The 24,194-nt window shown below is 71.0% G+C and carries 17 protein-coding genes; 2 read left to right on the plus strand and 15 right to left on the minus strand.

What is annotated here, in order from left to right; all coding sequences use genetic code 11:
- Positions 1-62: 62 nt before the first annotated feature.
- The 3 genes from ABZZ04_RS08365 to proB all read right to left on the minus strand — a co-directional run bounded on the left by ABZZ04_RS08365 (position 63) and on the right by proB (position 3,184).
- Positions 63-1,346 (minus strand): glutamate-5-semialdehyde dehydrogenase, encoded by a 1,284-nt coding sequence (locus ABZZ04_RS08365; protein WP_356931403.1) that lies wholly within the window; start codon positions 1,344-1,346, stop codon positions 63-65.
- Between the two features lie 85 nt (positions 1,347-1,431).
- Positions 1,432-1,956: a hypothetical protein gene (locus tag ABZZ04_RS08370; protein WP_356931404.1), complete on the minus strand. Its 525-nt coding sequence runs from the start codon at positions 1,954-1,956 to the stop codon at positions 1,432-1,434.
- Positions 1,957-2,098: 142 nt separating this feature from the next.
- Positions 2,099-3,184, minus strand: coding sequence for a glutamate 5-kinase (gene proB, locus ABZZ04_RS08375; RefSeq protein WP_356931523.1), 1,086 nt, complete (start codon positions 3,182-3,184; stop codon positions 2,099-2,101).
- A gap of 454 nt (positions 3,185-3,638) precedes the next feature.
- On the opposite strand from proB, the gene ABZZ04_RS08380 reads away from it, so the two are divergent.
- Positions 3,639-5,681 carry a glycosyltransferase family A protein gene (locus tag ABZZ04_RS08380; RefSeq protein WP_356931405.1) on the plus strand — a complete coding sequence of 681 codons (2,043 nt, stop codon included), beginning with the start codon at positions 3,639-3,641 and terminating at the stop codon, positions 5,679-5,681.
- Positions 5,682-5,767: 86 nt separating this feature from the next.
- Entirely contained in the window at positions 5,768-6,367 is a 600-nt protein-coding gene (rfbC, locus tag ABZZ04_RS08385) for a dTDP-4-dehydrorhamnose 3,5-epimerase (RefSeq protein WP_356931406.1), read from the plus strand.
- 73 nt (positions 6,368-6,440) lie between these two features.
- Here rfbC and ABZZ04_RS08390 read toward each other — a convergent pair whose 3' ends face one another.
- The 12 genes from ABZZ04_RS08390 to ABZZ04_RS08445 all read right to left on the minus strand — a co-directional run bounded on the left by ABZZ04_RS08390 (position 6,441) and on the right by ABZZ04_RS08445 (position 23,686).
- On the minus strand, positions 6,441-7,235 hold the full coding sequence (locus tag ABZZ04_RS08390; protein WP_148835118.1) for a class I SAM-dependent methyltransferase: 795 nt from the start codon (positions 7,233-7,235) through the stop codon (positions 6,441-6,443).
- Between the two features lie 156 nt (positions 7,236-7,391).
- Positions 7,392-8,276: a dTDP-4-dehydrorhamnose reductase gene (gene rfbD, locus ABZZ04_RS08395; RefSeq protein WP_356931407.1), complete on the minus strand. Its 885-nt coding sequence runs from the start codon at positions 8,274-8,276 to the stop codon at positions 7,392-7,394.
- Positions 8,273-9,259 carry a dTDP-glucose 4,6-dehydratase gene (gene rfbB, locus ABZZ04_RS08400; protein ID WP_356931408.1) on the minus strand — a complete coding sequence of 329 codons (987 nt, stop codon included), beginning with the start codon at positions 9,257-9,259 and terminating at the stop codon, positions 8,273-8,275. Before rfbB ends, rfbD begins: the two co-directional genes overlap by 4 nt.
- On the minus strand, positions 9,256-10,326 hold the full coding sequence (locus tag ABZZ04_RS08405) for a glucose-1-phosphate thymidylyltransferase (RefSeq protein ID WP_356931524.1): 1,071 nt from the start codon (positions 10,324-10,326) through the stop codon (positions 9,256-9,258). Before ABZZ04_RS08405 ends, rfbB begins: the two co-directional genes overlap by 4 nt.
- A gap of 147 nt (positions 10,327-10,473) precedes the next feature.
- A complete protein-coding gene (locus ABZZ04_RS08410) occupies positions 10,474-11,700 on the minus strand; it encodes a glycosyltransferase family 2 protein (RefSeq protein WP_356931409.1) in 1,227 nt (408 codons plus the stop codon).
- A 141-nt stretch (positions 11,701-11,841) separates the two neighbouring features.
- The gene (locus ABZZ04_RS08415) at positions 11,842-13,887 is read right to left on the minus strand and encodes a hypothetical protein (protein WP_356931410.1); all 2,046 of its coding nucleotides are present in this window, start codon (positions 13,885-13,887) and stop codon (positions 11,842-11,844) included.
- A 132-nt stretch (positions 13,888-14,019) separates the two neighbouring features.
- A complete protein-coding gene (locus ABZZ04_RS08420) occupies positions 14,020-15,519 on the minus strand; it encodes a bifunctional cytidylyltransferase/SDR family oxidoreductase (RefSeq protein ID WP_356931411.1) in 1,500 nt (499 codons plus the stop codon).
- A 336-nt stretch (positions 15,520-15,855) separates the two neighbouring features.
- Positions 15,856-17,292, minus strand: a complete 1,437-nt coding sequence (gene obgE, locus ABZZ04_RS08425; protein ID WP_356931412.1) for a GTPase ObgE — start codon at positions 17,290-17,292, stop codon at positions 15,856-15,858.
- 176 nt (positions 17,293-17,468) lie between these two features.
- Positions 17,469-17,726, minus strand: coding sequence for a 50S ribosomal protein L27 (rpmA, locus tag ABZZ04_RS08430; protein WP_018103204.1), 258 nt, complete (start codon positions 17,724-17,726; stop codon positions 17,469-17,471).
- A 14-nt stretch (positions 17,727-17,740) separates the two neighbouring features.
- Complete coding sequence (rplU, locus tag ABZZ04_RS08435) at positions 17,741-18,061, minus strand: 50S ribosomal protein L21 (RefSeq protein ID WP_042812502.1); 321 nt, start codon at positions 18,059-18,061, stop codon at positions 17,741-17,743.
- A 523-nt stretch (positions 18,062-18,584) separates the two neighbouring features.
- A complete protein-coding gene (locus ABZZ04_RS08440; RefSeq protein ID WP_356931413.1) occupies positions 18,585-22,670 on the minus strand; it encodes an Rne/Rng family ribonuclease in 4,086 nt (1,361 codons plus the stop codon).
- 233 nt (positions 22,671-22,903) lie between these two features.
- A complete protein-coding gene (locus ABZZ04_RS08445) occupies positions 22,904-23,686 on the minus strand; it encodes a TIGR03936 family radical SAM-associated protein (protein WP_356931414.1) in 783 nt (260 codons plus the stop codon).
- Positions 23,687-24,194: the final 508 nt, after the last annotated feature.

The following is a 24,194-nucleotide window of genomic DNA, read 5'->3' on the forward strand; positions in this document are numbered from 1 at the left end:
CAGACTAGCCCCGCCGGGTCGTTCTGGGCAGGGAGCCCGCAACATTCACCGGCCCCCGAAGGTCACCGCACGTGGCCGTCGCCCGTGACGATGTACTTCGTCGAGGTGAGCTCCGGCAGCCCCATCGGGCCCCTGGCGTGCAGCTTCTGCGTGGAGATGCCGATCTCGGCGCCGAAGCCGAACTGGCCGCCGTCGGTGAAGCGGGTGGACGCGTTCACGGCCACCGTCGTGGAGTCCACCAACTGGGTGAAGCGGCGGGCCGCCGCCTGGGAGGTGGTCACGATCGCCTCGGTGTGGCCGGAGGACCAGAGCCGGATGTGGGCGACGGCCGCGTCCAGAGAGTCCACGACGGCCGCGGCGATGTCGTAGGAGAGGTACTCGGTCTCCCAGTCCTCCGGCGTCGCCGCCACCACGGTGGCCTTGGACCCCTCGGCGTGTGCGAGCACCCGCTCGTCACCGTGCACGGTCACGCCCGCCTCGGCCAGCGCGTCCAGGGCCCTGGGCAGGAACCGGTCGGCGACGTCCCGGTGCACCAGGAGGGTCTCGGCGGCGTTGCAGACGCTCGGGCGCTGCGCCTTGGAGTTGATCAGGATCTCCACGGCCATGTCGAGGTCGGTCTCCGCGTCCACGTAGACGTGGCAGTTGCCGGTGCCGGTCTCGATGACGGGCACGGTGGACTCCTCGACCACCGTGCGGATCAGCGAGGCGCCGCCGCGCGGGATGAGGACGTCGACGAGGCCGCGGGCCCGCATCAGTTCCCGTACCGAGTCGCGGCTCTCGCCCGGCACCAGCTGCACCGCGTCGGCGGGCAGGCCGGAGCCGCCGACCGCGTCCCGCAGCACCCGTACGAGTGCGGTGTTGGAGGAGTACGCGGAGGACGAGCCGCGCAGCAGGACGGCGTTGCCGGACTTCAGGCAGAGGGCCGCGGCGTCGACCGTCACGTTGGGCCGGGCCTCGTAGATGATGCCGACCACGCCGAGCGGCACCCGGACCTGGCGCAGGTCGATGCCGTTGGGGAGCGTCGAGCCGCGGACGACCTCGCCGACCGGGTCGGGCAGCGCCGCCACGTGCCGCACGTCGGCGGCGATGGCGCGGATCCGTTCGGGGGTGAGGGTGAGCCGGTCGACGATCGACTCGCTGGTCCCGGCCTCTCGGGCGCGGGCGACGTCCTCGGCGTTGGCGGCGACGATCTCGCCCGTCCGCACCTCCAGCGCGTCCGCGACGGCCAGCAGCGCGTCGTCCTTCGCCGCGCGGGGCAGCGGCGCGATGTCGGCGGCGGCTGATCGGGCCCGGTAGGCGGCCTGGGTGACCGGGGACATGTTGTCGTACGGCGAGAGCGTGGTCATGCCCGCAGGGTAGTGCGCACACTGCGGGCATCCGTCACGTATCCCGTGATGCGAGACAACTCCCCCGCCGCCCGTCGCGACGGGGTCAGTAGGGGTGCACTCCCACCGGGGCGGCCGGGGGCGGCCCGTACCCCTCGGCGACGCGCTGGTGGTACGTCCCGCGGTCGATGACCTCCAGGCCGACGATCTCCCAGGGCGGGAGCCGGGCGGTGGACCGGTGCTCCCCCCACAGCCGCAGTGCGACGGCCGCCGCGTCGTGCAGGTCGCGGGCCTCTTCCCAGTAACGGATCTCCGCGTGGTCGTCGGCGTACCTGCTGGTCAGCAGGAAGGGGTGGTCGTGCGCGAGCTGTTCGAGCCCGCGTCTGACCTCCGCCAGGGGAACGGTCTCGCCCGAGACGCTGAGCGTGATGTGCCACAGCCTCGACGGGGTGCGTTCCGTCCTCACCGCTTCCGGTGCGGGTTCCCCCACCGCCGTCGGCCCGGAGCCGGTGGCCCGGTCCTCCTCGGGATCCGCGGACCCGCCGCCGTCGAAATCGGCCCCCGCTCCGACGCTGGTCAGGGCCCGGCCGGCCGTTCCTCGGGGCGGCGCCCCCGGGCGCGCTCGTCTCACCGGCGGCCTCCTGTGAATGCGTTCGCTGTGCTGTACCCCGCTTGTTTCCCGTTACAAAGTTGACCAGTCATCGGCCGGGGATGGGGTGGTTTTCGTGAAGGTCTCCGGTGCGGGACCGGACTTTCAGCCGTTTCAGGGGCTGTCAGGGGTGCAGTACGACCAGATCGTCCCTGTGTACGATCTCGCGCTCGTAGGCCGGGCCGAGTTCCCGCGCCAGGTCCCGGGTGGACCGACCGAGCAGCTGCGGGATCTCCTTGGCGTCGAAGTTGACGAGTCCGCGCGCCACCGGCCTGCCCCCGAGGTCGCGGAGCTCCACCGGGTCACCGGCCGTGAACTCGCCCTCGACCCCGGCGATCCCTGCGGGCAGCAGCGAGCTGTGGCGCTCGACGACCGCGCGCACCGCCCCGTCGTCGAGGGTCAGCGAGCCCTGCGGGGTGGAGGCGTGGGCGAGCCAGAGCAGCCGGTCGGCCGAGCGGCGTCCGGTGCGGTGGAAGTACGTGCCGGTGTCCCGTCCGGCCAGGGCGTCGGCGGCCCGGCTCGCCGAGGTGAGGACGACCGGGACCCCGGCGGCCGTGGCGATCCGGGCGGCCTCGACCTTGGTGACCATGCCGCCGGTGCCGACGCCGGCCTTCCCCGCGCTGCCGATGGTGACGCCCGCGAGGTCCGCCGGACCGGTCACCTCGGCGACCCGGGCGGTGCCCGGGGTGCTGGGGTCGCCGTCGTAGAGGCCGTCGACGTCCGAGAGGAGGACCAGCAGGTCGGCGCGGACGAGGTGGGCGACGAGCGCGGCGAGCCGGTCGTTGTCGCCGAACCTGATCTCGTCGGTGGCGACGGTGTCGTTCTCGTTGACGATCGGGAACGCGCCCATGTCCAGCAGCTGGTCGAGGGTGCGGCAGGCGTTGCGGTAGTGGGCGCGACGGCTGGTGTCGTTGCTGGTCAGCAGCACCTGGCCGACGCGCACGCCGTACCGTGCGAAGGAGGCGGTGTAGCGGGCGACGAGCAGCCCCTGGCCGACGCTGGCTGCGGCCTGCTGCCGGGCCAGGTCCTTGGGCCGGCGGTGCAGTCCGAGCGGGGCGAGCCCGGCCGCGATGGCGCCGCTGGAGACGAGCACGATCTCGCGCTCCCCGCCGCTGCGCACCTTGGCCAGTACGTCGACGAGCGCGTCGACCCGGTCCGCGTCGAGGCCGCCCGCCGCCGTGGTGAGGGAGGAGGAACCGACCTTGACCACGATCCTGCGGGCCTCTGCGACGCCCTGCCTTGCCCCTGACACGTCCATCCCCAATGATTCGGCCTCTCGCCCAGCCCCCGCAATCTACGCGAGCGGCGGCGACGGCGCTCGGGCGTTCCGCTCCCTGGACCCGACCGTCCGGCCCGCGGCCCGGAGCGGCTCCGGAGGCTTCCGGCCGGCCCGGGGAAGAACGGATCGGTGTTCTCCGTTTCCGCACTTCCTCGGCCCGCCACGCAAAGGAGTCATGAATGCGGAACATTCCTTCGGAACCCGAGAAGACATCCGGTCATGATTGGCGGAATCATGGCGGTCCGGGCGGGCAACCATCGAGGCACCTCGACCATCTAACAGCCGATAGGGTGCACGGCGGGCGGCTCAGCATGCCCATTTCCAGCGGCACGGGCCCGCGTCAGCCGCCGCCAGAGGGACTTCTACAGACAGTGGGACAGCAGCAATGCCAGTCAAAGTAAGTGTCGTCATTCCTGTGTACAACCCGGGCAAGTACATCGACCCCTGCATCGACTCGCTTCTGCGGCAGACCCTTCCGGCAGGGGAGTTCGAAGTCCTCTTCGTCAACGATGGCTCGACGGACGACACTCGCGAGCGGCTCGAGAAGCTGGCCGGGGAGCACCCGCATTTCCGTGTCATCACCATCCCGAATTCCGGCTGGCCGGGGAAGCCCCGCAACATCGGCGTGGACGAGGCGAAGGGCGAGTACGTCCAGTTCGTCGACCAGGACGACTACCTCGCTTCCGGCGCGCTGGAACGTCTGTACGCCATGGGCCACCGCAACGGCTCGGACATCGTCATCGGGAAGGTGGCCAGCAACTTCCGCGGTGTTCCGCACGGCGTGTTCAAGAAGAACCGCGAGAAGTGCACACTGCGTGACGCCCCGCTGTACGACAGCCTCACGCCGCACAAAATGTTCCGCACGGAGTTCCTCCGCGAGAACGGCATCGCCTATCCCGAGGGCAAGCGGCGCCTGGAGGACCAGCTCTACATGATGCAGGCGTACTTTCCCGCCAAGGTCGTGTCGATCCTCGGCGACTACACCTGCTACTACTACTCCCGGCGGGACGACGGCCAGAACGCCGGCTCCGCGAAGATCGTCCCGTCCGGCTACTACGGCAACCTCCGCGAGGTCCTCGACGTCGTCGTGGAGAACACCGAGCCCGGTACCTTCCGCGACATGCTGCTGCGGCGCTTCTACCGCGTCGAGATGCTCGGCCGCCTCAGCGAGCCCGCGGTCCTGAAGTACGCCCCCGAGTACCTGGACGAGATGTGCGACGCCGTCCAGGACCTGGCGTCCGACTTCATGGACGACGGTGTGCACGACGGGCTCGGCCCCGTGCTGCGGCTGCGTTCGGCCCTGCTGCGCAACGACGACCGTCAGGGCCTCGTCCGGATCTCCCGGTTCGCCGCCTCGGTCAAGGCCGTGGCCCGCCTGGAGGGCTTCGCCTGGCGTCCGGACGGCAAGATCGACCTCACCATCAGCGGCCGGCTCGTCCACGGCGACGACCGGGCTCCGCTGACCCTGCTCCGTCGCGACGGGCGCTACTTCCTGCACCCCGACATCACCGAGGGGCTGCTGCCGGAGGGCGAACTCCTGGACGTCACCGACGACATGGACGGGTTCTCCGCCGAGCTGGCGCTGCGCAACCGCGAGACGGCCGTCGAGTGGTCCTGCCCCGCGCAGTTCACCGCGCGGGTCGAGGAACTCGGCGACGACGTCTGCGAGGTCGTCCTGCACGGCGGCGGCCAGATCGGCTCGGAGGCGGCCGGGGGCCGCGGCCGGGTCTCCCGCGGCTTCTGGGACGTCTGGGTGCCGCTGCGCGGCCTCGGCCTGGTCCGCAAGGCGCGGCTCGGTGCCGACCGCGACCCCGCGGTGGACGCCGACTGCCTGCCCGCCTCGCTCGGTTCGCCGGCCCGCGCCGTCATCCCGTACTTCACCGACCCGCACGGCAACATCACCCTCGACGTCGCCCGCCGCGCCAAGAAGCTGGCCGAGTACCTCGAGGGCCGCCCGGTCCGGCGCTCCCCCGGCAACGGTCCCACCGAGCTGCGCCTGGACCTCTTCACCGGTTCCGCCACCGCGCCCTCCGCGACCACGCTGGTCCTGAGCCCGGCGGACGGGACGGACGGGCCCACCCACCAGCTCCGCACCACCCTGAGCCCCACCGAGGGACGGGCCCACCTCACGGTGCCCGAGCGCGCGCCCGGCGTCGCGCCCGGCACCTGGAAGCTCTCGGTCCGGCTGGACGGCGACAAGAACCCCGCGTTCCACCTCTGCGACGTCACCGTGGGCAAGGGCGGCCGGATCACCGTTCCCCGGAGCCTGCCCGCGATCGACGCCGAGATCATGCAGGGGATCGCCACCAAGCGCAGGAAGGCGAGGCTGCGCCGTGCGCTGCGTGCCGTCGGCGGCCCGATCGTCCGCAGGCTCCCGGCCAAGGGCCGCAAGCGGGCGCGACGCCTCGCCGCCCGGATCACCGGCTGACCCCGCCGCGTACCGCCGTACGCTTCCCACCAGCAGACACCGGCCGAGCACCTCGGCCATCGGCAACAGAACAAGGACGTGATCGCATGCGGCAGCTCTCCATCGCAGGAGCCTGGGTGCATGAACCCAAGGTCTTCCCGGACAGCCGCGGCAGCTTCCACGAGTGGTTCAAGGCCTCGGAGCTCGGCGAGGCCGTCGGGCACACGCTGCGGCTCGCACAGGCGAACTTCTCCGTCTCCAGCCGGGGGACACTGCGCGGCGTGCACTTCGCCGACGTGCCGCCGAGCCAGGCCAAGTACGTCAAGTGCGTGCGCGGCGCGGTGCTCGACGTGATCGTGGACATCCGGGTCGGCTCCCCCACGTACAAGCAGTGGGAGGCCGTCCGGCTCGACGACGTCGACCACCACTCCGTCTACCTCGCCGAGGGGCTCGGCCACGCCTTCATGGCGCTGACGGACGACGCCTCGGTCGCCTACCTGTGCTCCGAGGGCTACTCGCCCGGCCGCGAGCACGGCGTCAACCCGCTCGACCCCGAGCTTGGCATCGAGTGGCCGCAGGGCATCACCCCGCTGCTGTCCGACAAGGACGCCGCGGCGCCCTCGCTGGCCGAGGCCGAGGCACAGGGTCTGCTGCCCTCGTACGAGGCCTGCCAGGAGTACTACGCGCAGCTGCGCGCCCGCGGCTGAGCCCCGGGAGGGAGAACGCCGGAGCCCCCGCGATCCGTACGGGTCGCGGGGGCTCCGTGCTGTCGGGGGGCGGTCAGCCCGTCACCCTCTTGATGCGCGAGCGCACCGGGGCGAAGGCCGAGCGCGGGCGGTGCAGGTTGCGGGCGCGGGTCAGGGCCGGCCAGAAGTCGGCGCGGAGCAGCGCCTCGGGGCGGACGGCGTTCTTGCGCACCAGCACCTCCTCGGGCACGTCCTGCGGGTCGGGTACGACGTACTCCTCGATGATCTTGTCGTACGCGTTCTTCAGGACGGTGCTCCCCGGGTCGGCGCCGAACACCACGACCACACCGGTCGGTTCCGTGTCCACCTCGACGACCACCAGGTCGGGGCGGTAGCGGCGCAGCACCTGCGCCACCTTGTACACGTCGCCGGTCCAGTACTTGGTGTGCCGGTCGCGGGCCGCCTCGTCGACGTCGCGGGGCAGCATGTCGTCCAGCACGATCACGCTCGACCAGCGGGAGTGCTTCTCCACGTTCATGAAGTCGCGCAGCGCGTACTCGAAGAGGTGCATGCCGTCGATGAAGGAGAGCTCCAGCTTCGGGTCCCCGCCCATCAGGTTGAGCGGGTCCCGGCGGGCGAGCGCGCGGAACGGGTTGCGGCCGTTGCGCAGGTGCAGCAGCGGGTCCTTGCGTGCGAAGAAGGCGTCACTCGTCGCCCTGACCAGGTGGACGTCGCAGCTGATGTCCGTCACGACCCGGAAGGCGGGGTCGACGGCGACGGAAGGGACCCGCGAGAGGGCCAGGCTTCTGCCGTCGTTGACCCCGATCTCCAGATAGTTCCGAGGACGGTAGATGCGGTGCAGATGGCGCAGGAACTCGTGGCGGTTCACGTGGAGCAGCCCTTCGAAGGAAACCAACTGGTCCGGTTCCCGGCGAAGTTACCTCATGACCACACTGCGACGTAAGCGTTCTCCCCGATGTAAACCCGCGTTGTGAACATCTTTGAAATTCGACGGGATTCGACCATCCGCAAGGTCAATTCGTGATCACGGCCGCTCGGCGGCGAGGAGCGCCGGGAATGCCTCCTCCAGTGCCTCCCGCCAGTGCCGGACCGGTTCGATCCCGGCCCGTGCCCAGCCGTCATGGCCCAGCACGCTGAACGCGGGCCGGGGGGCAGGCCGCACGAACGCCTCGCTGGTCGTGGGGCGGACCCGGGTCGGATCGGCGCCCAGGAGCCGGAAGATCTCCCGGGTGAAGCCGAACCAGGTGGTCTCGCCGCCGCTGGTGCCGTGGTAGACGCCGGCGGGGGCGGTGCCCGCGAGGGCGCCCAGTCCGAGCCGGACCAGCCGGTCGGCCAGGTCGACGGTCCAGGTGGGCTGACCGCGCTGGTCACCCACCACGTCGAGGGTGTCCTTGACGCCCTCCAGCTTGATCATCGTACGGACGAAGTTGCCGCCGCCCGCGCCGTACAGCCAGGCGGTGCGGACCACGTAGCCGGTGTCCGGCAGGGTGCTCAGCACGGCCTGCTCGCCGACCAGCTTGGTGCGGCCGTAGGCGCTGCGCGGTCCGGTCGGGTCGTCCTCGGCGTACGGCTTCTCGCCGTCGCCGGCGAAGACGTAGTCGGTGGAGACCTGGAGGAGCACGGCTCCGTACTCGCGGCACGCCTCGGCGAGGACGGCCGGGCCCGTGCCGTTGACCCGCAGCGCGGCGTCCTCCTGGGACTCGGCGTCGTCGACCGCGGTCCAGGCGGCGCAGTTCACCACGACGGCGGGACGGTGCTCCTCGAAGGCCGCGCGCACCGACGCGGGGTCGGCGACGTCGACGGCCGCCCGGTCCGCGGCGACCGCGGTGACGTCCTCGGCGGCGAGCCGGGTCAGGACGTCCCCGCCCAGCATCCCGCCGGCGCCGGTGACCAGCCAGACGGCGCTCACAGGGCGGCCCTCTCCTTCAGCGGCTCCCACCAGGCGCGGTTGTCGCGGTACCACTGCACGGTCTCGGCGAGGCCGGTGCGGAAGTCCTTGCGGGGCTCGTAGCCGAGCTCCTCGCGGATCTTGGTGCAGTCGACCGAGTAGCGGCGGTCGTGGCCCTTGCGGTCCTCGACGTAGGTGACGCTGGTGTCCCAGTCGGCGCCGCAGGCGTCCAGCAGCAGCTGGGTGAGCTCCTTGTTGGAGAGCTCGGTGCCGCCGCCGATGTTGTAGACCTCGCCGGCCCGGCCCTTGGTGCGGACCAGCTCGATGCCCTGGACGTGGTCGTCGATGTGCAGCCAGTCGCGGACGTTGGCGCCGTCGCCGTAGAGCGGGACGGTCCTGCCGTCCAGCAGGTTGGTGACGAAGAGCGGGATGACCTTCTCGGGGAAGTGGTGGTGCCCGTAGTTGTTGGAGCAGCGGGTCACCCGCACGTCGAGGCCGTGGGTGCGGTGGTACGAGAGCGCGATCAGGTCGCTGGACGCCTTGGCCGCGGAGTACGGCGAGTTGGGCGCGAGCGGGTGGGTCTCCGGCCAGGAGCCCTCGTCGATCGAGCCGTAGACCTCGTCGGTGGAGATGTGCACGAAGGTCTTGATGCCGGCCAGGTGCGCGGCGTGGATCAGGGTGTGGGTGCCCACGACGTTGGTGCGGACGAACTCGGCGCCGCCGTCGATGGAACGGTCCACGTGGGACTCGGCGGCGAAGTGCACCACCTGGTCGTGCTCGGCCATCAGCTTGGCGACCAGCTCCGGGTCGCAGATGTCGCCCTGGACGAACCTGAAACCGGGGTGGTCGCGCACCTCGTCGAGGTTGGCCGGGTTGCCCGCGTAGGTGAGCTTGTCGAGCACGGTGACGGCGACGTCGCCGGGGCCCTGGGGGCCGAGCACCGTACGGACGTAGTGCGAGCCGATGAAACCGGCGCCGCCGGTCACCAGGATGTTGGTGGTCATGAGGAGATCTGCACCTTGCTGTGGTCGCCGAGCACGAGTCGGTGGGCGGACGGGGAACGGGGGGCGGGGGTCACCTCGACGTCGCGGCCGATGAGCGACGCCTCGACGCGGCGGACACCCGCGATGGAGGCGCCCCGCAGGACGATGGAGTACTCGATCTCGCTGTCCTCGATGCGGACGTCCTCCGAGACCGAGGTGAACGGGCCCACGTACGCGCCGCTGATCACCGAACGGGCGCCGATGATCGCGGGCCCGACGATGCGGCTGCCGCTGACCTTGGCGCCCGGCTCGATCCGGACCCGGCCGATGATCTCGCTGTCCGCGTCGACCTCGGCGCCCTCCTGGAACGGCTCGACGGCCTCCAGGACGGTCCGGTTGACCTCCAGCATGTCGGTGACGTTGCCGGTGTCCTTCCAGTAGCCGCGGATCGTGGTGGACCGCACGTCGCGCTTCTGGTCGATCAGCCACTGGATGGCGTGCGTGATCTCCAGCTCGCCGCGCCAGGACGGCTCGATCGAGCGGACGGCCTCGTGGATGGCGGGGGTGAAGAGGTAGACGCCGACGAGCGCCAGATCGCTCTTGGGCTCCTTCGGCTTCTCCTCCAGGGCCACCACCCGGCCCGCGGCGTCGAGTTCGGCGACGCCGAAGGAGGTCGGGTTGGGCACCTGGGTCAGCAGGATCTGCGCGTCGGGCCGGTCCGAGCGGAACTCGTCCACCAGTCCGGTGATCCCGCCGACGATGAAGTTGTCGCCGAGGTACATGACGAAGTCGTCGTCGCCCAGGAAGTCCCGGGCGATCAGCACCGCGTGGGCGAGACCGAGCGGCTCGTCCTGCGGGATGTACGTGACCTCGATGCCGAGCGCGGAACCGTCGCCGACCGCCTCGCGGATCTCGGGCGCGGTGTCGCCCACGATGATGCCGACCTCGGTGATGCCCGCTTCCGCGATGGCCTCCAGCCCGTAGAACAGCACGGGCTTGTTCGCCACGGGCACCAGCTGTTTGGCCGAGGTGTGCGTGATGGGACGCAGGCGGGTGCCGGCCCCTCCGGATAGTACGAGAGCCTTCACGTGAGCAGTCCCCATAACGATCTGTCGGTCCTGTCGCGGGCGCGACGTCCGAACGATTTTACTGATGCTTCCCTGTTGCTTCTCTGCTGTTCCCCGTCGGATCAGCCGACCGTGTACGGCCGGATCCGCACGGTGCGCGAGCGGCCGTCATCCCGCGTGCAGCCGCTCCTTCCAGCGCCTCATGTCGCGGCGCATCCTGCGGACCACCCGGCGGGACAGCGAGGCCCGGCGGGCGGCGACCTTCGGCTGGTCGATGCGCTTGCCGTCGTGCCAGTCCGGCACCGTGACCTCGTAGTTGGAATCGGCCAGACCGGCCGACCCGTCGCGGAAGTACGGGTACGCGAGGTAGAGCGTCCGGCCGTCGCGCGAGGCGACCACGTCCGGGACCGTCTTCGCCCGGATGTAGCGCACCGTCCCGACGAGCAGATCCGTCCTGCCCAGCGCCACACAGGCCAGACGCAGCCGCTCCGACACCTTGATCAGCCGGGCCACGCCGTCGTCCCAGTACGCGGCCATCAGCGGAGCCGCGAGTTCCATCTTGTGCCGGCGGACTTCCTCGGATTCCCTCAGCACGACGGGGCCGAACTGCTGGAGCATTCCGACCGTGAAGGGCCGGACCATCAGGAAATCCCGCTTCGGTCCTGCGGGTTCGAGACGGTGAATGAGCGCCATCATGGCGCGCATCGAGTCGAAACGCCATTCGTAACTGCCGCTCTTGGTGACGTGCTTCCCGTCCTCACGTCCCACCAGGTAATAGCAGACGTAATTGGAGATCACCGAGACGCCGGACCCGCGCAGATACGCCTCCATCGTGAAGAGGGCGTCCTCACCGGTCCTGAGATTCTCGTCGAACCGCAGGGAGAGACGTTCCAGGAGCTCACGCCGGAAGAGCTTCTGCGCGCTCAGGGTGTAAATGACCTTGGAGTTGTAGACGTCGACGCGTTCCTTCGTGGCCCGCCACATGGACTGGGGCGCCCCCCTGTTCACGCCGACCACCTTGCCGAGCACCACATCGGTGCCGGCCCGGTCCGCCATGGCCACCATCCGTTCCAGGGCCTCGTCGCCGAAGTAGTCGTCCGCGTCCAGGAAGAAGACGTAACGGCCGCGGGCCATACCGATGCCCACATTCCGCGGACCGCTGGGTCCACCGGAATTCTTCTGCCTCACCACTCTGGTCGGGACCTTCGATCTGGCCGCGAACTCCTCCAGATACTCCCCCGTGCCGTCGGTGGAGCCGTCGTCGACCGCGACGATTTCGATCCGATCGGCGCCGATGGTCTGCGCCTCCACCGATTCGAGACAGCGAATGAGGTAGGGCATTGCCTCATATGCACCGACAACCACGGTCACGTCAGGAATTTGCGTCTCGTTCACACAAACAGAAGACAGCCGGACCCACCCGTTGGTTGTCCCACGCCACACGGCCAAATGGTGACACTCATCACAAAGGCCCGGCACAACCCTTTGAGGGCTATGCCGGGCCTTGCTCAATCATGTAATGCGGATGGTTGACTTTCAGCCACTCACCGGTTCGCCCAGGCTCTTGTTCACCCCGGCGTTCCGCGCCTGGGACCTGGCCGCCAGCTCCTTCACCGCCGTGTTGAACTGCACGATCGAGGTGGGCTCGTCCGGGCCGAGAAGGTACTGCTTCAGCTCCAGGCGGGCATCCGCCAGCGCGTCCGAGGCCGGGTCCGTCACCGCGGTGAGCAGCTCGTCCAGCTCGGCCGCGGAGTTGGAGAGGATCACCGCGGCGCGCACCGCGGTGTTCTGCCGGCGGAACTCCTCCTCGCCCAGCTCGGCCGAGTCCGTGACCGCGTAGGGCTTGCCGCTCGCGATGAAGTCCGACACCACGCTGGAGATGTCCGAGACCATGGCGTCCGACTCGTTGAAGCAGTCGTACAGCCGCATCTGCGCACCGGTGATGACCCGGTGCTCCCACCAGCCCTGCGCACGCCAGGACGCCGCGTTCCACTCGTCCCTGAGCCGGGCGGTCTCGGCCTCGCGGGCCGGGTCGGCCAGCGAGTCGCGGGACAGCTCCGCCTCGTCCCGCGCGACGCGTCCGCCACCGGCCAGCTCGGCCAGCCGCGCCTCGATACGGGCCATCTCGGCCCGCGCCTCGGCCCGCTCGCCCTGCCCGGCGGCCGTCTGCTCGGCCCAGCGGGAGTCGGTGGTGCGCGCGGCGGCGGCCTGCTCGATCATCTCGGTGATGCGCTGGTGCACCGCCTTGGCCCTGGCGCTGCGGGTGCCGGTGAAGGGGTGCGGCTTGTACAGCAGCCGGACCGGACGCTCGGCCTCCAGCAGCCGCCTGACGATGTTCTCGCCGGCCAGCAGCAGGGAGGTGTTGCCCGGGTTGTCGTCCCAGCCCTCCCAGGTGGGGGCGTACAGCACGGTCGGGATCGGGTTGCGCTGCGTGCCGGACCACGACTGGATGGTGGCCAGCTGCGGGCGGCCCACCTCGACGATGTCCTCGTCGCGCACGCCGACGTCGGCCAGCGCGTAACGGTCACGGCCGGCCCGGCCCGCGGTCCACACCTCGTCGTAGACCTTGCTGTACGGGTTGACGCTGGCGATCTTGTCGCTGTCGCCGTGGCCGATGAAGACGTGCTTCATGGTCGGCACCCGGAGCAGGTGGATGTTCTTGCCGACGTTGGCCGCGTAGAGCGCGACCCGTACCGACGACAGGTCCAGGTTCATCAGGTGCACGCCGCCGGGGACGCAGAGCACCGGCACCGAGGTCTCGGCGAGCTGCGGCAGGATGTTGCGCTCGCGCAGCAGGATCATCGGCCGGCCCTCGACCTGGGCCATGGTCTCCAGCCACATGTTGGCCTGGTAGGCCGACTCCTTGGACCCCGAGAAGTAGAGGACCACGGTCGGCTTGTACTCGCCCAGCCAGGCGTCCACCGCGCCCAGCACCTTGTCCGCGGAGCCCACGAGCCGCTTCGGGCGGACGTACGGCAGGAGCAGCAGCAGGTAGCCGAGCGCCAGCACCAGCGTCAGGCCGAGGCCCGCGTAGGCGATGCCGTCCACACCGGTCTCGACCGCGACCAGCACGCCCACCATGGAGAAGACGTCCAGGTGCAGCATCTTCTCCGCGGGCCTGCTCATCAGGCTCTGCGGCGGGGCGTCCGAGATCCGCACCGCTGCGAGATCGATGTTGCGGGTGGCCACCGGCAGCTTACGGCGCAGCCTGATCAGCGTGACGATGGTGCTCTGCGGTGCCTGGAGCCCGTAGAACGCCAGCAGGCAGGCGACCGTCACGTAGAAGAGCGGCTCCTCGCCGTATCCCATGCGGGAGAGCAGCAGGATGAGCAGCAGCTGACGGACCAGGAAGCGGATCGAAAGCCCGGCCCGGACCGCGGCGAGCCGGTTGATCAGATAGCTGCCGCAGTGATGCAGATACCGGTCAGCGAGATAGGTGACCGCAGCGGCCGCGGCGAAGAACCAGAGATTGGGGAGTATTGCCGCGAGCATTATGCACGGGAACCCCAGAGCCACCAGGAGCGCGGCGACCAGCTCCGAACCGCTGCCCACCCGAGCCAAGCGCATGGCTTTCGAAATCACGAAGTACCGCTCCCGAGGGTGCCGACTTGTTTACCTTACGAGGGGAATGTGAAGACAGAGCTTCACGAATTCGGACCCCTGCGGTCGCGTTTGGCGACTGCAGGGGTCCGAATAATCGATTGTCAAGCAGTATTACACATCGGCCTGTCGGTCCAGGACGGCGGCAAGGGCCTGCTCGAAACCGGACGCCTCGGAGGCACCGCGGGTCGGGTCCTGCTGGCGCACGTCGATGACGTGACCGGTCATCTCGGAGAGCAGGACGTCGAGCGAGGTCCTGGCGACCGCCTCGGAGGAGAGCAGCGTGCCCGCGGGCTCCTCGCCGAAGGCCTTGGTGCGCATCGGGGTGGCGGTGCGCTCGGGGTTCACGCAGTTCACCCGCACCCCGTCGGCCGCCCACTCGTCCGCGAGCGCCTGGGTGAGGTTGACCATGGCGGCCTTGGTGGACGAGTAGAGGCTGTACTCCGCGCGGCCCCGGGTGTAGCTGCTGGAGGTGTAGAGCAGCAGCTGGCCCTTGGTCTCGGCGAGGTACTTGTACGCGGCCCGGGCGATCTGGACGGGCGCCAGGTAGTTGACGTTGAGCGCTTCCTGGATGGTCGTGTTGTCCGTCTCGGCGAGCTTGCCGATGCGGAGCACGCCCGCGGTGTTGATCACGTAGTCGACGCGGCCGGTGTCCGCGTACGCCTTGGAGAGCGCGTCGTCGATGTGCTCCGGGTTCTCCACGTGCGTACCCGTGGTGGAACGGCCCAGGGCGTAGACGGTGGCGCCGTAGGACTCGGCGAGCGTCGCGATGTCCGCGCCGATGCCGTACGAACCGCCGAAGACGACGAGGGTCTTGCCGTCGAGCAGCTCGCGGTAGGCGGCGTCGTCGGTCGGCTGCGGGACTGCCGTGGAGGCCAGCTGGAACAGCTTGTCCGCGATGAAGACGTCGACCGGCTGGGTGACCTTCATGTTGTACTCGTCGCCCGCCACGACGTAGATCGGCACGTCGGGCAGGTACTTCAGCACGACCGAGCAGTCGTCGGTGGCCTGGAAGTTCGGGTCGCCGGCGGCGACCTCGTAGGCCCGGCGGATGGTGGAGAGCTTGAAGGCCTGCGGCGTCTGGCCGCGGCGCAGCCGGGAGCGGTCGGGCACGTCGGTGATGAACTCGCCGTCGCCGCCGTGGGTGCGGGTCACGATGATCGTGTCCGCGGACGGGATGGCGACGTCGACCGCCTCGTAGCGGTCGAGGGCGTCGACGCAGTCCTTGATGACGCGCTGCGAGAGCAGCGGGCGCACGGCGTCGTGGAAGAGGACGTTGCGGTCCTCGCCCTCGGCCAGGCCCTCGCCGAGGGCCGAGATGGCGCGCTCGGTGGTCTCGTTGCGCGTGGCGCCGCCCTCGATCACCTTGGTGACCTTGGTCAGTCCGGCCTTCGCGACGATCTTCTCCACGTCGGACACGTAGCCCGGCGCCATCAGCACGATGACGTCGTCGATGGAGTCGGCCTGCTGGAAGATCGACAGCGTGTGCTCGATGACGGCCTTGCCTGCGATCTTCAGCAGCTGCTTGGGGATCGACAGACCCACGCGCTGACCGGTACCGCCGGCGAGCACGACTGCTGTGGTTCGGGCTTTGGCTATGTGCTGAGCAGACACAGACGACCTACCTTGCGAGGGCTGGGAGATACAGCGATGGTTGCACTCTCCGTTACCGTCTCGCAAGGTGGACGTCGGCCACTGCATGCCGTGGCGAAACCTCGTGTTGCCTTGCGATCAGGGCAAATACCGGAACTGACGCTTCCTGACCAGGTGACCGACGCCACAGGGATGAGCGGCATGAATCACTCATGAGCGGATTCGGTTCCCTCGGTCGTGTGACACGCCGCGCGACGTGTCGTGTGACGTGCCGCGCGGCACGGAGCGCCCTCGGTGGCCGGTCGGACGGCCCCGTACGACCGGCCGGGCCCGTGCTGGCGGACCCGGCCGACCGGATCAGAACGGGTTGAAGTCGTCGAACTCGCGCTGCGCCTCGTCGCGTTCCGCCTCGCGGTCGCGGCGGCGCTGCGCCGCCGGGCGCGGCGCCTCGAACCGGTGGTCCTCACCCCGGCGGCCGAGCATCTCCGCACCCGCGGCCATGGTCGGCTCCCAGTCGAAGACGACGGCGTTGTCCTCGGCGCCGATGGCCACGCCGTCGCCCGCCCGGGCACCGGCCTTCATCAGCGCGTCCTCGACGCCGAGGCGGTTGAGCCGGTCCGCGAGGTAGCCGACGGCCTCGTCGTTGTTGAAGTCGGTCTGGCGCACCCAGCGTTCCGGCTTCTCGCCGCGCACCCGGTAGAGGTCGTCCTCCTCCCTGGTGACGGTGAAGCCCGCGTCGTCGACGGCCTTCGGGCGGATGACGATGCGGGTCGCCACCTCCACGGGCTTGGCGGCGCGCGTCTCGGCGATGATGCCCGCGAGGGCGTAGGAGAGCTCCTTCAGGCCGGTACGGGCCACGGCGGACACCTCGAAGACGCGGTAGCCGCGCTCCTCCAGGTCCGGGCGGATCATGTCGGCGAGGTCCTGGCCGTCCGGGATGTCGATCTTGTTGAGGACGACGATGCGGGGCCGGTCCTCCAGGCCGCCGTACTGCTTCAGCTCCTCCTCGATGATGTCGAGGTCGGAGATCGGGTCGCGGTCGGACTCCAGCGTCGCGGTGTCCAGTACGTGCACGAGCACCGAGCAGCGCTCCACGTGCCGCAGGAACTCCAGGCCAAGGCCGCGTCCCTGGCTGGCGCCGGGGATCAGACCGGGGACGTCCGCGACGGTGTACACGGTGCTGCCCGCGGTGACCACGCCGAGGTTCGGGACGAGGGTCGTGAAGGGGTAGTCGGCGATCTTCGGCTTGGCCGCGGAGAGCACCGAGATCAGCGAGGACTTGCCCGCGCTCGGGTAGCCGACCAGCGCGACGTCGGCGACGGTCTTGAGCTCCAGGACGATGTCCCGGGCCTCGCCGGGCTCGCCGAGCAGCGCGAAGCCGGGGGCCTTGCGCCGGGCGGAGGCCAGTGCGGCGTTGCCGAGGCCGCCACGACCGCCCTGACCGGCGACGAACGTGGTGCCCTGGCCGACCAGGTCGGCGAGCACCTCGCCGTTGCGGTCGAGCACGACCGTGCCGTCGGGCACCGGCAGGACCAGGTCCTGGCCGTCCTTGCCGGAGCGGTGGTCGCCCGCGCCGGGCTGGCCGTTGGTGGCCTTGCGGTGGGGGTGGTGGTGGTAGTCGAGGAGCGTGGTGATCGCCTGGTCGACGACCAGGGTCACGTCGCCGCCGCGGCCGCCGTTGCCGCCGTCCGGGCCGCCGAGCGGTTTGAACTTCTCACGGTGTACGGAGGCGCAGCCGTGGCCTCCGTTACCCGCGGCGACGTGCAGCTCGACGCGGTCCACGAAGGTGGTCATGGTGGGAACCTCCAGTTACATGCATGCAGAAATGTCTCACTCGTGCCGCCCGCCAGCCCGTGTCGTACCGCTGGGGAAAGCCGTTTCTCATGGGAGAAACACGCGAGAGGCGGACCCGCTTCCCGTACGGGAAGTGAGGTCCGCCTCCGCAGAAACCGCTCGACGAGCGCCGAAAATCAGCCGGCGATCGGAACGATGTTCACGACCTTGCGGCCACGGTGCGTGCCGAACTCGACCGCACCGGCGGCGAGCGCGAACAGCGTGTCGTCGCCGCCACGGCCGACGCCCGTGCCCGGGTGGAAGTGGGTGCCGCGCTGGCGGACCAGGATCTCACCGGCGTTGACGGCCTGACCGCCGAAGCGCTTCACGCCGAGCCGCTGAGCGTTGGAATCGCGCCCGTTCCGGGTGGACGATGCGCCCTTCTTGTGTGCCATGTCTCCTCAGTCCCTTACTTCGCAGCCGCGGGGATACCGGTGACCTTGATCGCCGTGTACTGCTGGCGGTGACCCTGGCGACGGCGGTAGCCGGTCTTGTTCTTGTAGCGAAGGATGTCGATCTTCGCGCCCTTGTGGTGGTCCACGACCTCGGCCTGGACCTTGATGCCGGCCAGAACCCACGGGTCGCTGGTCACGGCGTCGCCGTCGACCACGAGCAGGGTCGAGAGCTCGACCGTGTCGCCAACCTTGGCAGTGGAAATCTTGTCAACCTCAACGATGTCACCGACAGCAACCTTGTGCTGACGGCCACCGCTGCGCACGATGGCGTACACGCGGATCTCTCTCTCGCTCGGAACGGAGCCCCTGATGCCAGCCGCCCGCGCAGGCCGGGGCCCGCGACGATCCGGAAGGATGAGCGGCCTCTCCAGGCGGACGAATCCACCGGAAGGAATGTGCTCAGGGGAAGGCGCGCATGGGAAACACGCCGATGGACAAGATTACGGGGCCGCCCCCGGGCGGTCAAACCGGGCCCTCCGTGAGCCGATCCGCGACGGACGGCGGACCGGACGCGGGACCCCCGCACCCGCGGTGGACGAACCCCGTGGAGCACCCGGAAAACATTTCCGCATTCCACTGATCGAATTCCCCGGTCCGTGACACCGGGGCGCGGTCGGAACGGCCTCGACCGCCGCTTCCGCGCGGCGTCCGGGAATCCGGCCGGGGAACCACCGAATTGTCACGGGAACGGGGTCGGTCCATTTCCGTGCTCAGGGCGATGAAACGTTGCCCGCGCATGACGGAAGGGGTGCGGATCCCGAAGGATCCGCACCCCTTCCGTCATGTTCCGGCCGCCGGTCAGCTCTCGGCGTCGGCCGGGACGGCGGCCTTCGCCGCCTTCTTGGCCGTCGTCTTCTTCGCGGCGGTCTTCTTGGCGGCGGTCTTCTTCGCGACCGTCTTCTTCGTCGCCGCCTTCTTGGCCGTGGCCTTCTTGGCGGTCTTCCGGGCCGTCTTCTTGGCCGGGGCCGCCGCTTCGGCGGTCTCGGCCGGCTCGGCGTCGGCCTTCGGCTCCGACTCGGTCTTCGGGGCGGTCACCACGACGACCTCCGCCCCGTCCGCACCGGCGGGCGAGCCCGCGGGGGCGGTGACCTTGCGGGTCACCCGGCGACGGGCCCTCGGCGGGGCGGCCTCGGGGGCCGCCTCCTCGGGCGCGGCCTCGGCCTTCGGGGCCTCGGCGACGGGCGCCTCCTCGGCCTGCGGAGCGGGCTCGGCGGCCTGCTCCGGGGCGGCCGGCTCGGCGGCCGACTCGACGACGACCGGCTCGGCCGCGGCCTTCGGGGCACCCGCCGGGGCGGTCGCCTTCCGGGTCGCCCTGCGACGCGTACGGCCCTGCGGGGCCTCCGCCACGGGGGTCTCCTCGGCCGCCTGCGGCTCGACGGCCACCGGCGCCGTGTCGACCGGCTCGGCCGCCACGACCGGCTCCGGCTCGACGGCGACCGGTTCCGGCTTCGCCACCGGCTCCGGCTCGACGACCGGCTCGGCCGCGGCCTTCGGGGCACCGGCCGGGGCCGACACCTTGCGGGTCGCGCGGCGACGGCCACGGCCGCGCACGGCGGCCTCGGCCTCGGCCGGGCTGCTGTACAGCTCCTCGTCCGGGACGAACTCCGGCTCGGGCAGCGCCACCGGGGCGGCGACCTCGGCGGCCACCTCGGCCTCGGTCTCGACCTCGGTTCCGGCGGTGGGCTCGTGGCCCTGCTCGACGGCGTGCTCGTGCTCGTGGCCCGCGCCGCCGCGGCCGCGCTTCTTGGAGCGCTTGCCGCCGCCACCACCGACCGAGGAGGGCTGCTCCATGTGGACGATGACGCCGCGCCCGTTGCAGTGGACGCAGGTCTCGGAGAAGGACTCCAGCAGGCCCTGGCCCACCCGCTTGCGGGTCATCTGGACCAGGCCCAGCGAGGTGACCTCGGCGACCTGGTGCTTGGTGCGGTCGCGTCCCAGGCACTCCAGCAGGCGCCGCAGCACCAGGTCCCGGTTGGACTCCAGCACCATGTCGATGAAGTCGACGACGACGATGCCACCGAGGTCGCGCAGCCGCAGCTGGCGCACGATCTCCTCGGCCGCCTCCAGGTTGTTCTTGGTGACGGTCTCCTCGAGGTTGCCGCCCTGACCGGTGAACTTGCCGGTGTTGACGTCGACGACGACCATCGCCTCGGTCTTGTCGATCACCAGTGAGCCGCCGCTCGGCAGGTAGACCTTCCGGTCCAGCGCCTTCATCAGCTGCTCGTCGATCCGGTACGTCGCGAAGATGTCGACCTCGGAGGTCCATCGCGACAGGCGGTCCGTGAGGTCCGGCGCCACCTGCGAGACGTAGCCGTGGATGGTCTCCCACGCGTCGTCACCGCTGACGATGACCTTGGAGAAGTCCTCGTTGAAGATGTCGCGGACGACCCGGACGGTCATGTCCGGCTCGCCGTAGAGCAGGGTCGGCGCGTTGGAGCTGCCGGTGCTCTTCGCCTTCTTCTGGATGTCCTCCCACTGCTGCTGCAGCCGCTCGACGTCACGGCGCAGCTCGTCCTCGCTCGCGCCCTCCGCGGCGGTACGGACGATGACGCCCGCGTCCTCGGGAACGATCTTCTTGAGGATGGTCTTCAGCCGGGCCCGCTCGGTGTCGGGCAGCTTGCGGCTGATGCCGGTCATCGAGCCCTCGGGCACGTAGACCAGGTAGCGGCCGGGCAGCGAGACCTGGCTGGTCAGGCGGGCGCCCTTGTGGCCGATCGGGTCCTTGGTGACCTGGACCAGGACGGACTGGCCGGACTTGAGGGCGGTCTCGATGCGGCGCGGCCCGTGGGCCATGCCGAGCGCCTCGAAGTTCACCTCGCCGGCGTAGAGCACGGCGTTGCGGCCCTTGCCGATGTCGACGAAGGCGGCCTCCATGGACGGCAGGACGTTCTGGACCTTGCCCAGGTAGACGTTGCCGACGTAGCTGGTGGCCTGCTCCTTGTTGACGTAGTGCTCGACGAGCACGTTGTCCTCGAGGACGCCGATCTGGGTGCGCTCGCCGTTCTGGCGGACGACCATGACCCGCTCCACGGCCTCGCGGCGGGCCAGGAACTCGGCCTCGGTGATGATCGGGACCCGGCGGCGGCCCTGCTCGCGGCCCTCGCGGCGGCGCTGCTTCTTCGCCTCCATACGGGTCGAGCCCTTGATGGACTGGACCTCGTCGAAGCCGGTGCCGGCCTCGCGCTCGGAGTCCTTCCTGCGGGGCTCGCGGACCTTGACGACCGTGCGCTCCGGGTCGTCCGCACCGCTGTCGGCGTCGGCCGCGACGTCACCGCTGCGGCGACGACGACGGCGACGGCGACGGCTGCTGCTGGAACCCGCGGCGACCGCCTCGTGCTCCTCGTCCTCCTCCTCGGACTCCTGAGCCTGCTCCGGCTCGTCCTCGGAGTGGTCGGCGGCCTCCTCGCCGTGCTGCTCCACGCCCTCGTCGTGCTCGTTGGCCTCGCCGCGGCGGCGGCGACGGCCTCCGCGACGGCGGCGGCGCGAGGGGCGCTCCTCGTACTCGTCCGTCTCGTCGCCCTCGTGCTCGGCGTCGGCCTCGGTCTCGGTCTCGGTCTCGGTCTCGGCCTCCGGCTCCTCCTCGACCGGCTCCTCCGCGGGAACCTCGGCCTGCTCGGGCTCGGCGGCCTCGACGGCCTCACCGCGACGGCGACGACGGCGGCGCGAACCGCCCTGCGGCGCGGCCTCGGCGGCCGGGGTCTCGGTGACGGCCGTCGTCTCCTCGACGGTCTCGGCCTCCTCCTCGACCTCGTCGTGGCGCGACGCGGCAGCGGCGGCGGCTGCCGTCTCCGGGGTCTGGAACATCGGCTCGGCGAAGACGGGCGCCTGGAACACGGCCACGGCGGGACGCGAGGCGCGGCGGCTCCTGCGCACCGGCTCCTCGTCCTTCCCGGTGAACTCCGGCTTGCCGGTGAACTCGGGGCGGCCCGCGGCGGCGGTGGCCCGGCGACGCTGGCGGCCGCGCGGGGCGGCCTCCTCGGCCTCGGGTGCGGGCGCCTCCTCCACGACGGGCTCGGCGACGGCCTCGGGCTCGGCGACGGGCGCCTCCTCCACGGCCTCGGCGGCCTTCGGCGCACCCGCCGGAGCAGTCGCCTTGCGCACCGCACGACGACGCGGACGCGCAGGCGCAGCCTCCTCCACGACCTCCACCTCGGCGGCGGCCTCAGCCTCGGGCGCCTCCTCGACGGCCTCGGCGACCGCGGGCGCCTCGGTCTGCTGCGGCGCACCGGCCGGAGCCGACGCCCTGCGCCGGGTACGGCCACGCGGCGCGGCGGGCGCTTCCTCCACGACGGGCTCGGGCTCGGCGACGGGCGCCTCCTCCACGACCTCGGCGGCCTTCGGCGCACCCGCCGGAGCAGTCGCCTTGCGCACCGCACGACGACGCGGACGCGCAGGCGCAGCCTCCTCCACGACCTCCACCTCGGCGGCGGCCTCAGCCTCGGGCGCCTCCTCGACGGCCTCGGCGGCCTTCGGCGCACCCGCCGGAGCAGTCGCCTTACGGACCGCACGACGACGCGGACGCGCAGGCGCAGCCTCCTCCACGACCTCCACCTCGGCGGCGGGCGCAGGCACTTCCTCAACAGCCTCGGCGGCCTTCGGCGCACCCGCCGGAGCAGTCGCCTTGCGCACCGCGCGACGACGCGGACGCGCAGGCGCCTCGGCTTCCGCCTGCGGGGCGCTCTCGGCACCGGTCACGGCGTCGCCCTCGGACACCGCGGCGTCAGCGGCAGGTATGGCCGGCGTCGCCGTGCCCGTCGCCTCCGCCATCGGCGGTCCGGCCGGGCGGGACGCGGCGCGGCGCCTGCGGCGCGGCGGCAGCTTGTCGCCGGGTGCGTTGTTCTCTTCTTCGTTCCCGGTCGTACCGGGCTCATTGGACTGGGGCATGCGGGCGGTTCTCCCGTCAGGCTCCCGGGCGCCGCGTCTGTTTCCGGTCCGGCGCGGTCCGCGCGATGTACGCGGGCCCGCCGTCCGGGGCGCGGGCGCCGCACGGGAGCTCAATGTCTGGCTCGCCGGTTCCGTACGCGCTGGGCGTACGGCCTGGCGAAAGTCTTATTGGGTCATCGCGCGGCCCGAACCGGATGGCTCCCGAGTCGTGGGGCCGCGCTGCAACGACCGCCTTACGCGGAACCTGCACCTTCCGGCGCCGTCGCGACGGCGGTCCCGGCGGCCGTGGGTGGAGCGGCCGGAGCTGCCTCGCGGTCGGGCGCGAGCGGGTCGGTCACCGTGCCGGACTCCTCGTCGAAGAGCCCCTGCGCCAGCCTGGTCACCGCTGCGGGGACCGGCGGCGCCAGGTCGGCCACAACGCGGAGACCGGACAGGACGTCGTCAGGTCGCACGGCAGGTGTCACGTGCCGAACAACCAGCCGCAGTATCGCACAGGGCCCGTCCCCGGACCTATCAGGTCGGGAATCGAGGGCCTGCAGGTCGACCACGGCGGCTCGGGCGTCGAAGGTGCGCATGCCGTTCTTCGCACGGCGCTGGACCTCGACGGTCTCCGCCCCGTTGAAGGCGGCCACGGCCTCGGCCGCGTCCGCCGGGTCCACGCCGTCCAGGCGCAGTTCCCAGACGGAGGCGGTCAGCCGGTCGGCGAGACCCGAGGTGCGGGCCTCCACGGCGTCGACGATGTCGAGGCCGTCCGGCAGCGAGGTGTCGAGCTGCTCGCGCAGCACGGCCGGATCGCGGTGCTCGGTGAGTGCGATCTCCAGGAACTCGGCCTCGCTGCCCGTACCGGTGGGGGCGGCGTTGGCGTACGACACCTTCGGGTGCGGGGTGAAGCCGGCCGAGTAGGCCATGGGCACCTCGGAGCGGCGCAGTGCCCGCTCGAAGGCACGCTGGAAGTCACGGTGACTGGTGAACCGGAGGCGGCCGCGCTTGGTGTAGCGCAGTCGGATGCGCTGCACCGCCGGTGCGGGCGGCGGGCCTTCGGGCTGTCGCTTGCCCAGTGGTTCTTCTCCTCGGTGCGGGGCGGACGCGGTGGCACGCCGCCCTCGAAATACGGGTGGCCCGGGGGCCCGGTCCGGCTCACCCCCGCTCGGCGTACTTCGCTCCGGGCGGGGAGATCTCTGGTTCGGGCACCGCGCTGGGCACAGTCGTTGCACTACCCAGAGTACGCGCAAGGGGGCTCCCCGGTTCCCGGGGCTCGGCCATCGCCGGAGCACCGGCCGGCCCCCGCCGTCCTTCCCGACGTGCCGGACCTCGCCGGGCGCGGCGGCGATCCGCCCGCCCGCGGGGGCGAGGAGCGACCGGTACGGCCGTCCGGGGGACCTCGGGAGCGCCCCCGCGGACCCGCCGCCACGACGACGGGTCCGGGAAACGTGCGGGCCTCGTCGCCGTTGATGGCCGAGGTGTACGTACCGCCCTTCTCGTCGGCGAGTTCGCCGCCGTGGGCCCAGATGAACGGCATCGCGC

It is taken from the genome of Streptomyces sp. NPDC006435 (genome assembly GCF_040612315.1).
Classification (GTDB): domain Bacteria; phylum Actinomycetota; class Actinomycetes; order Streptomycetales; family Streptomycetaceae; genus Streptomyces.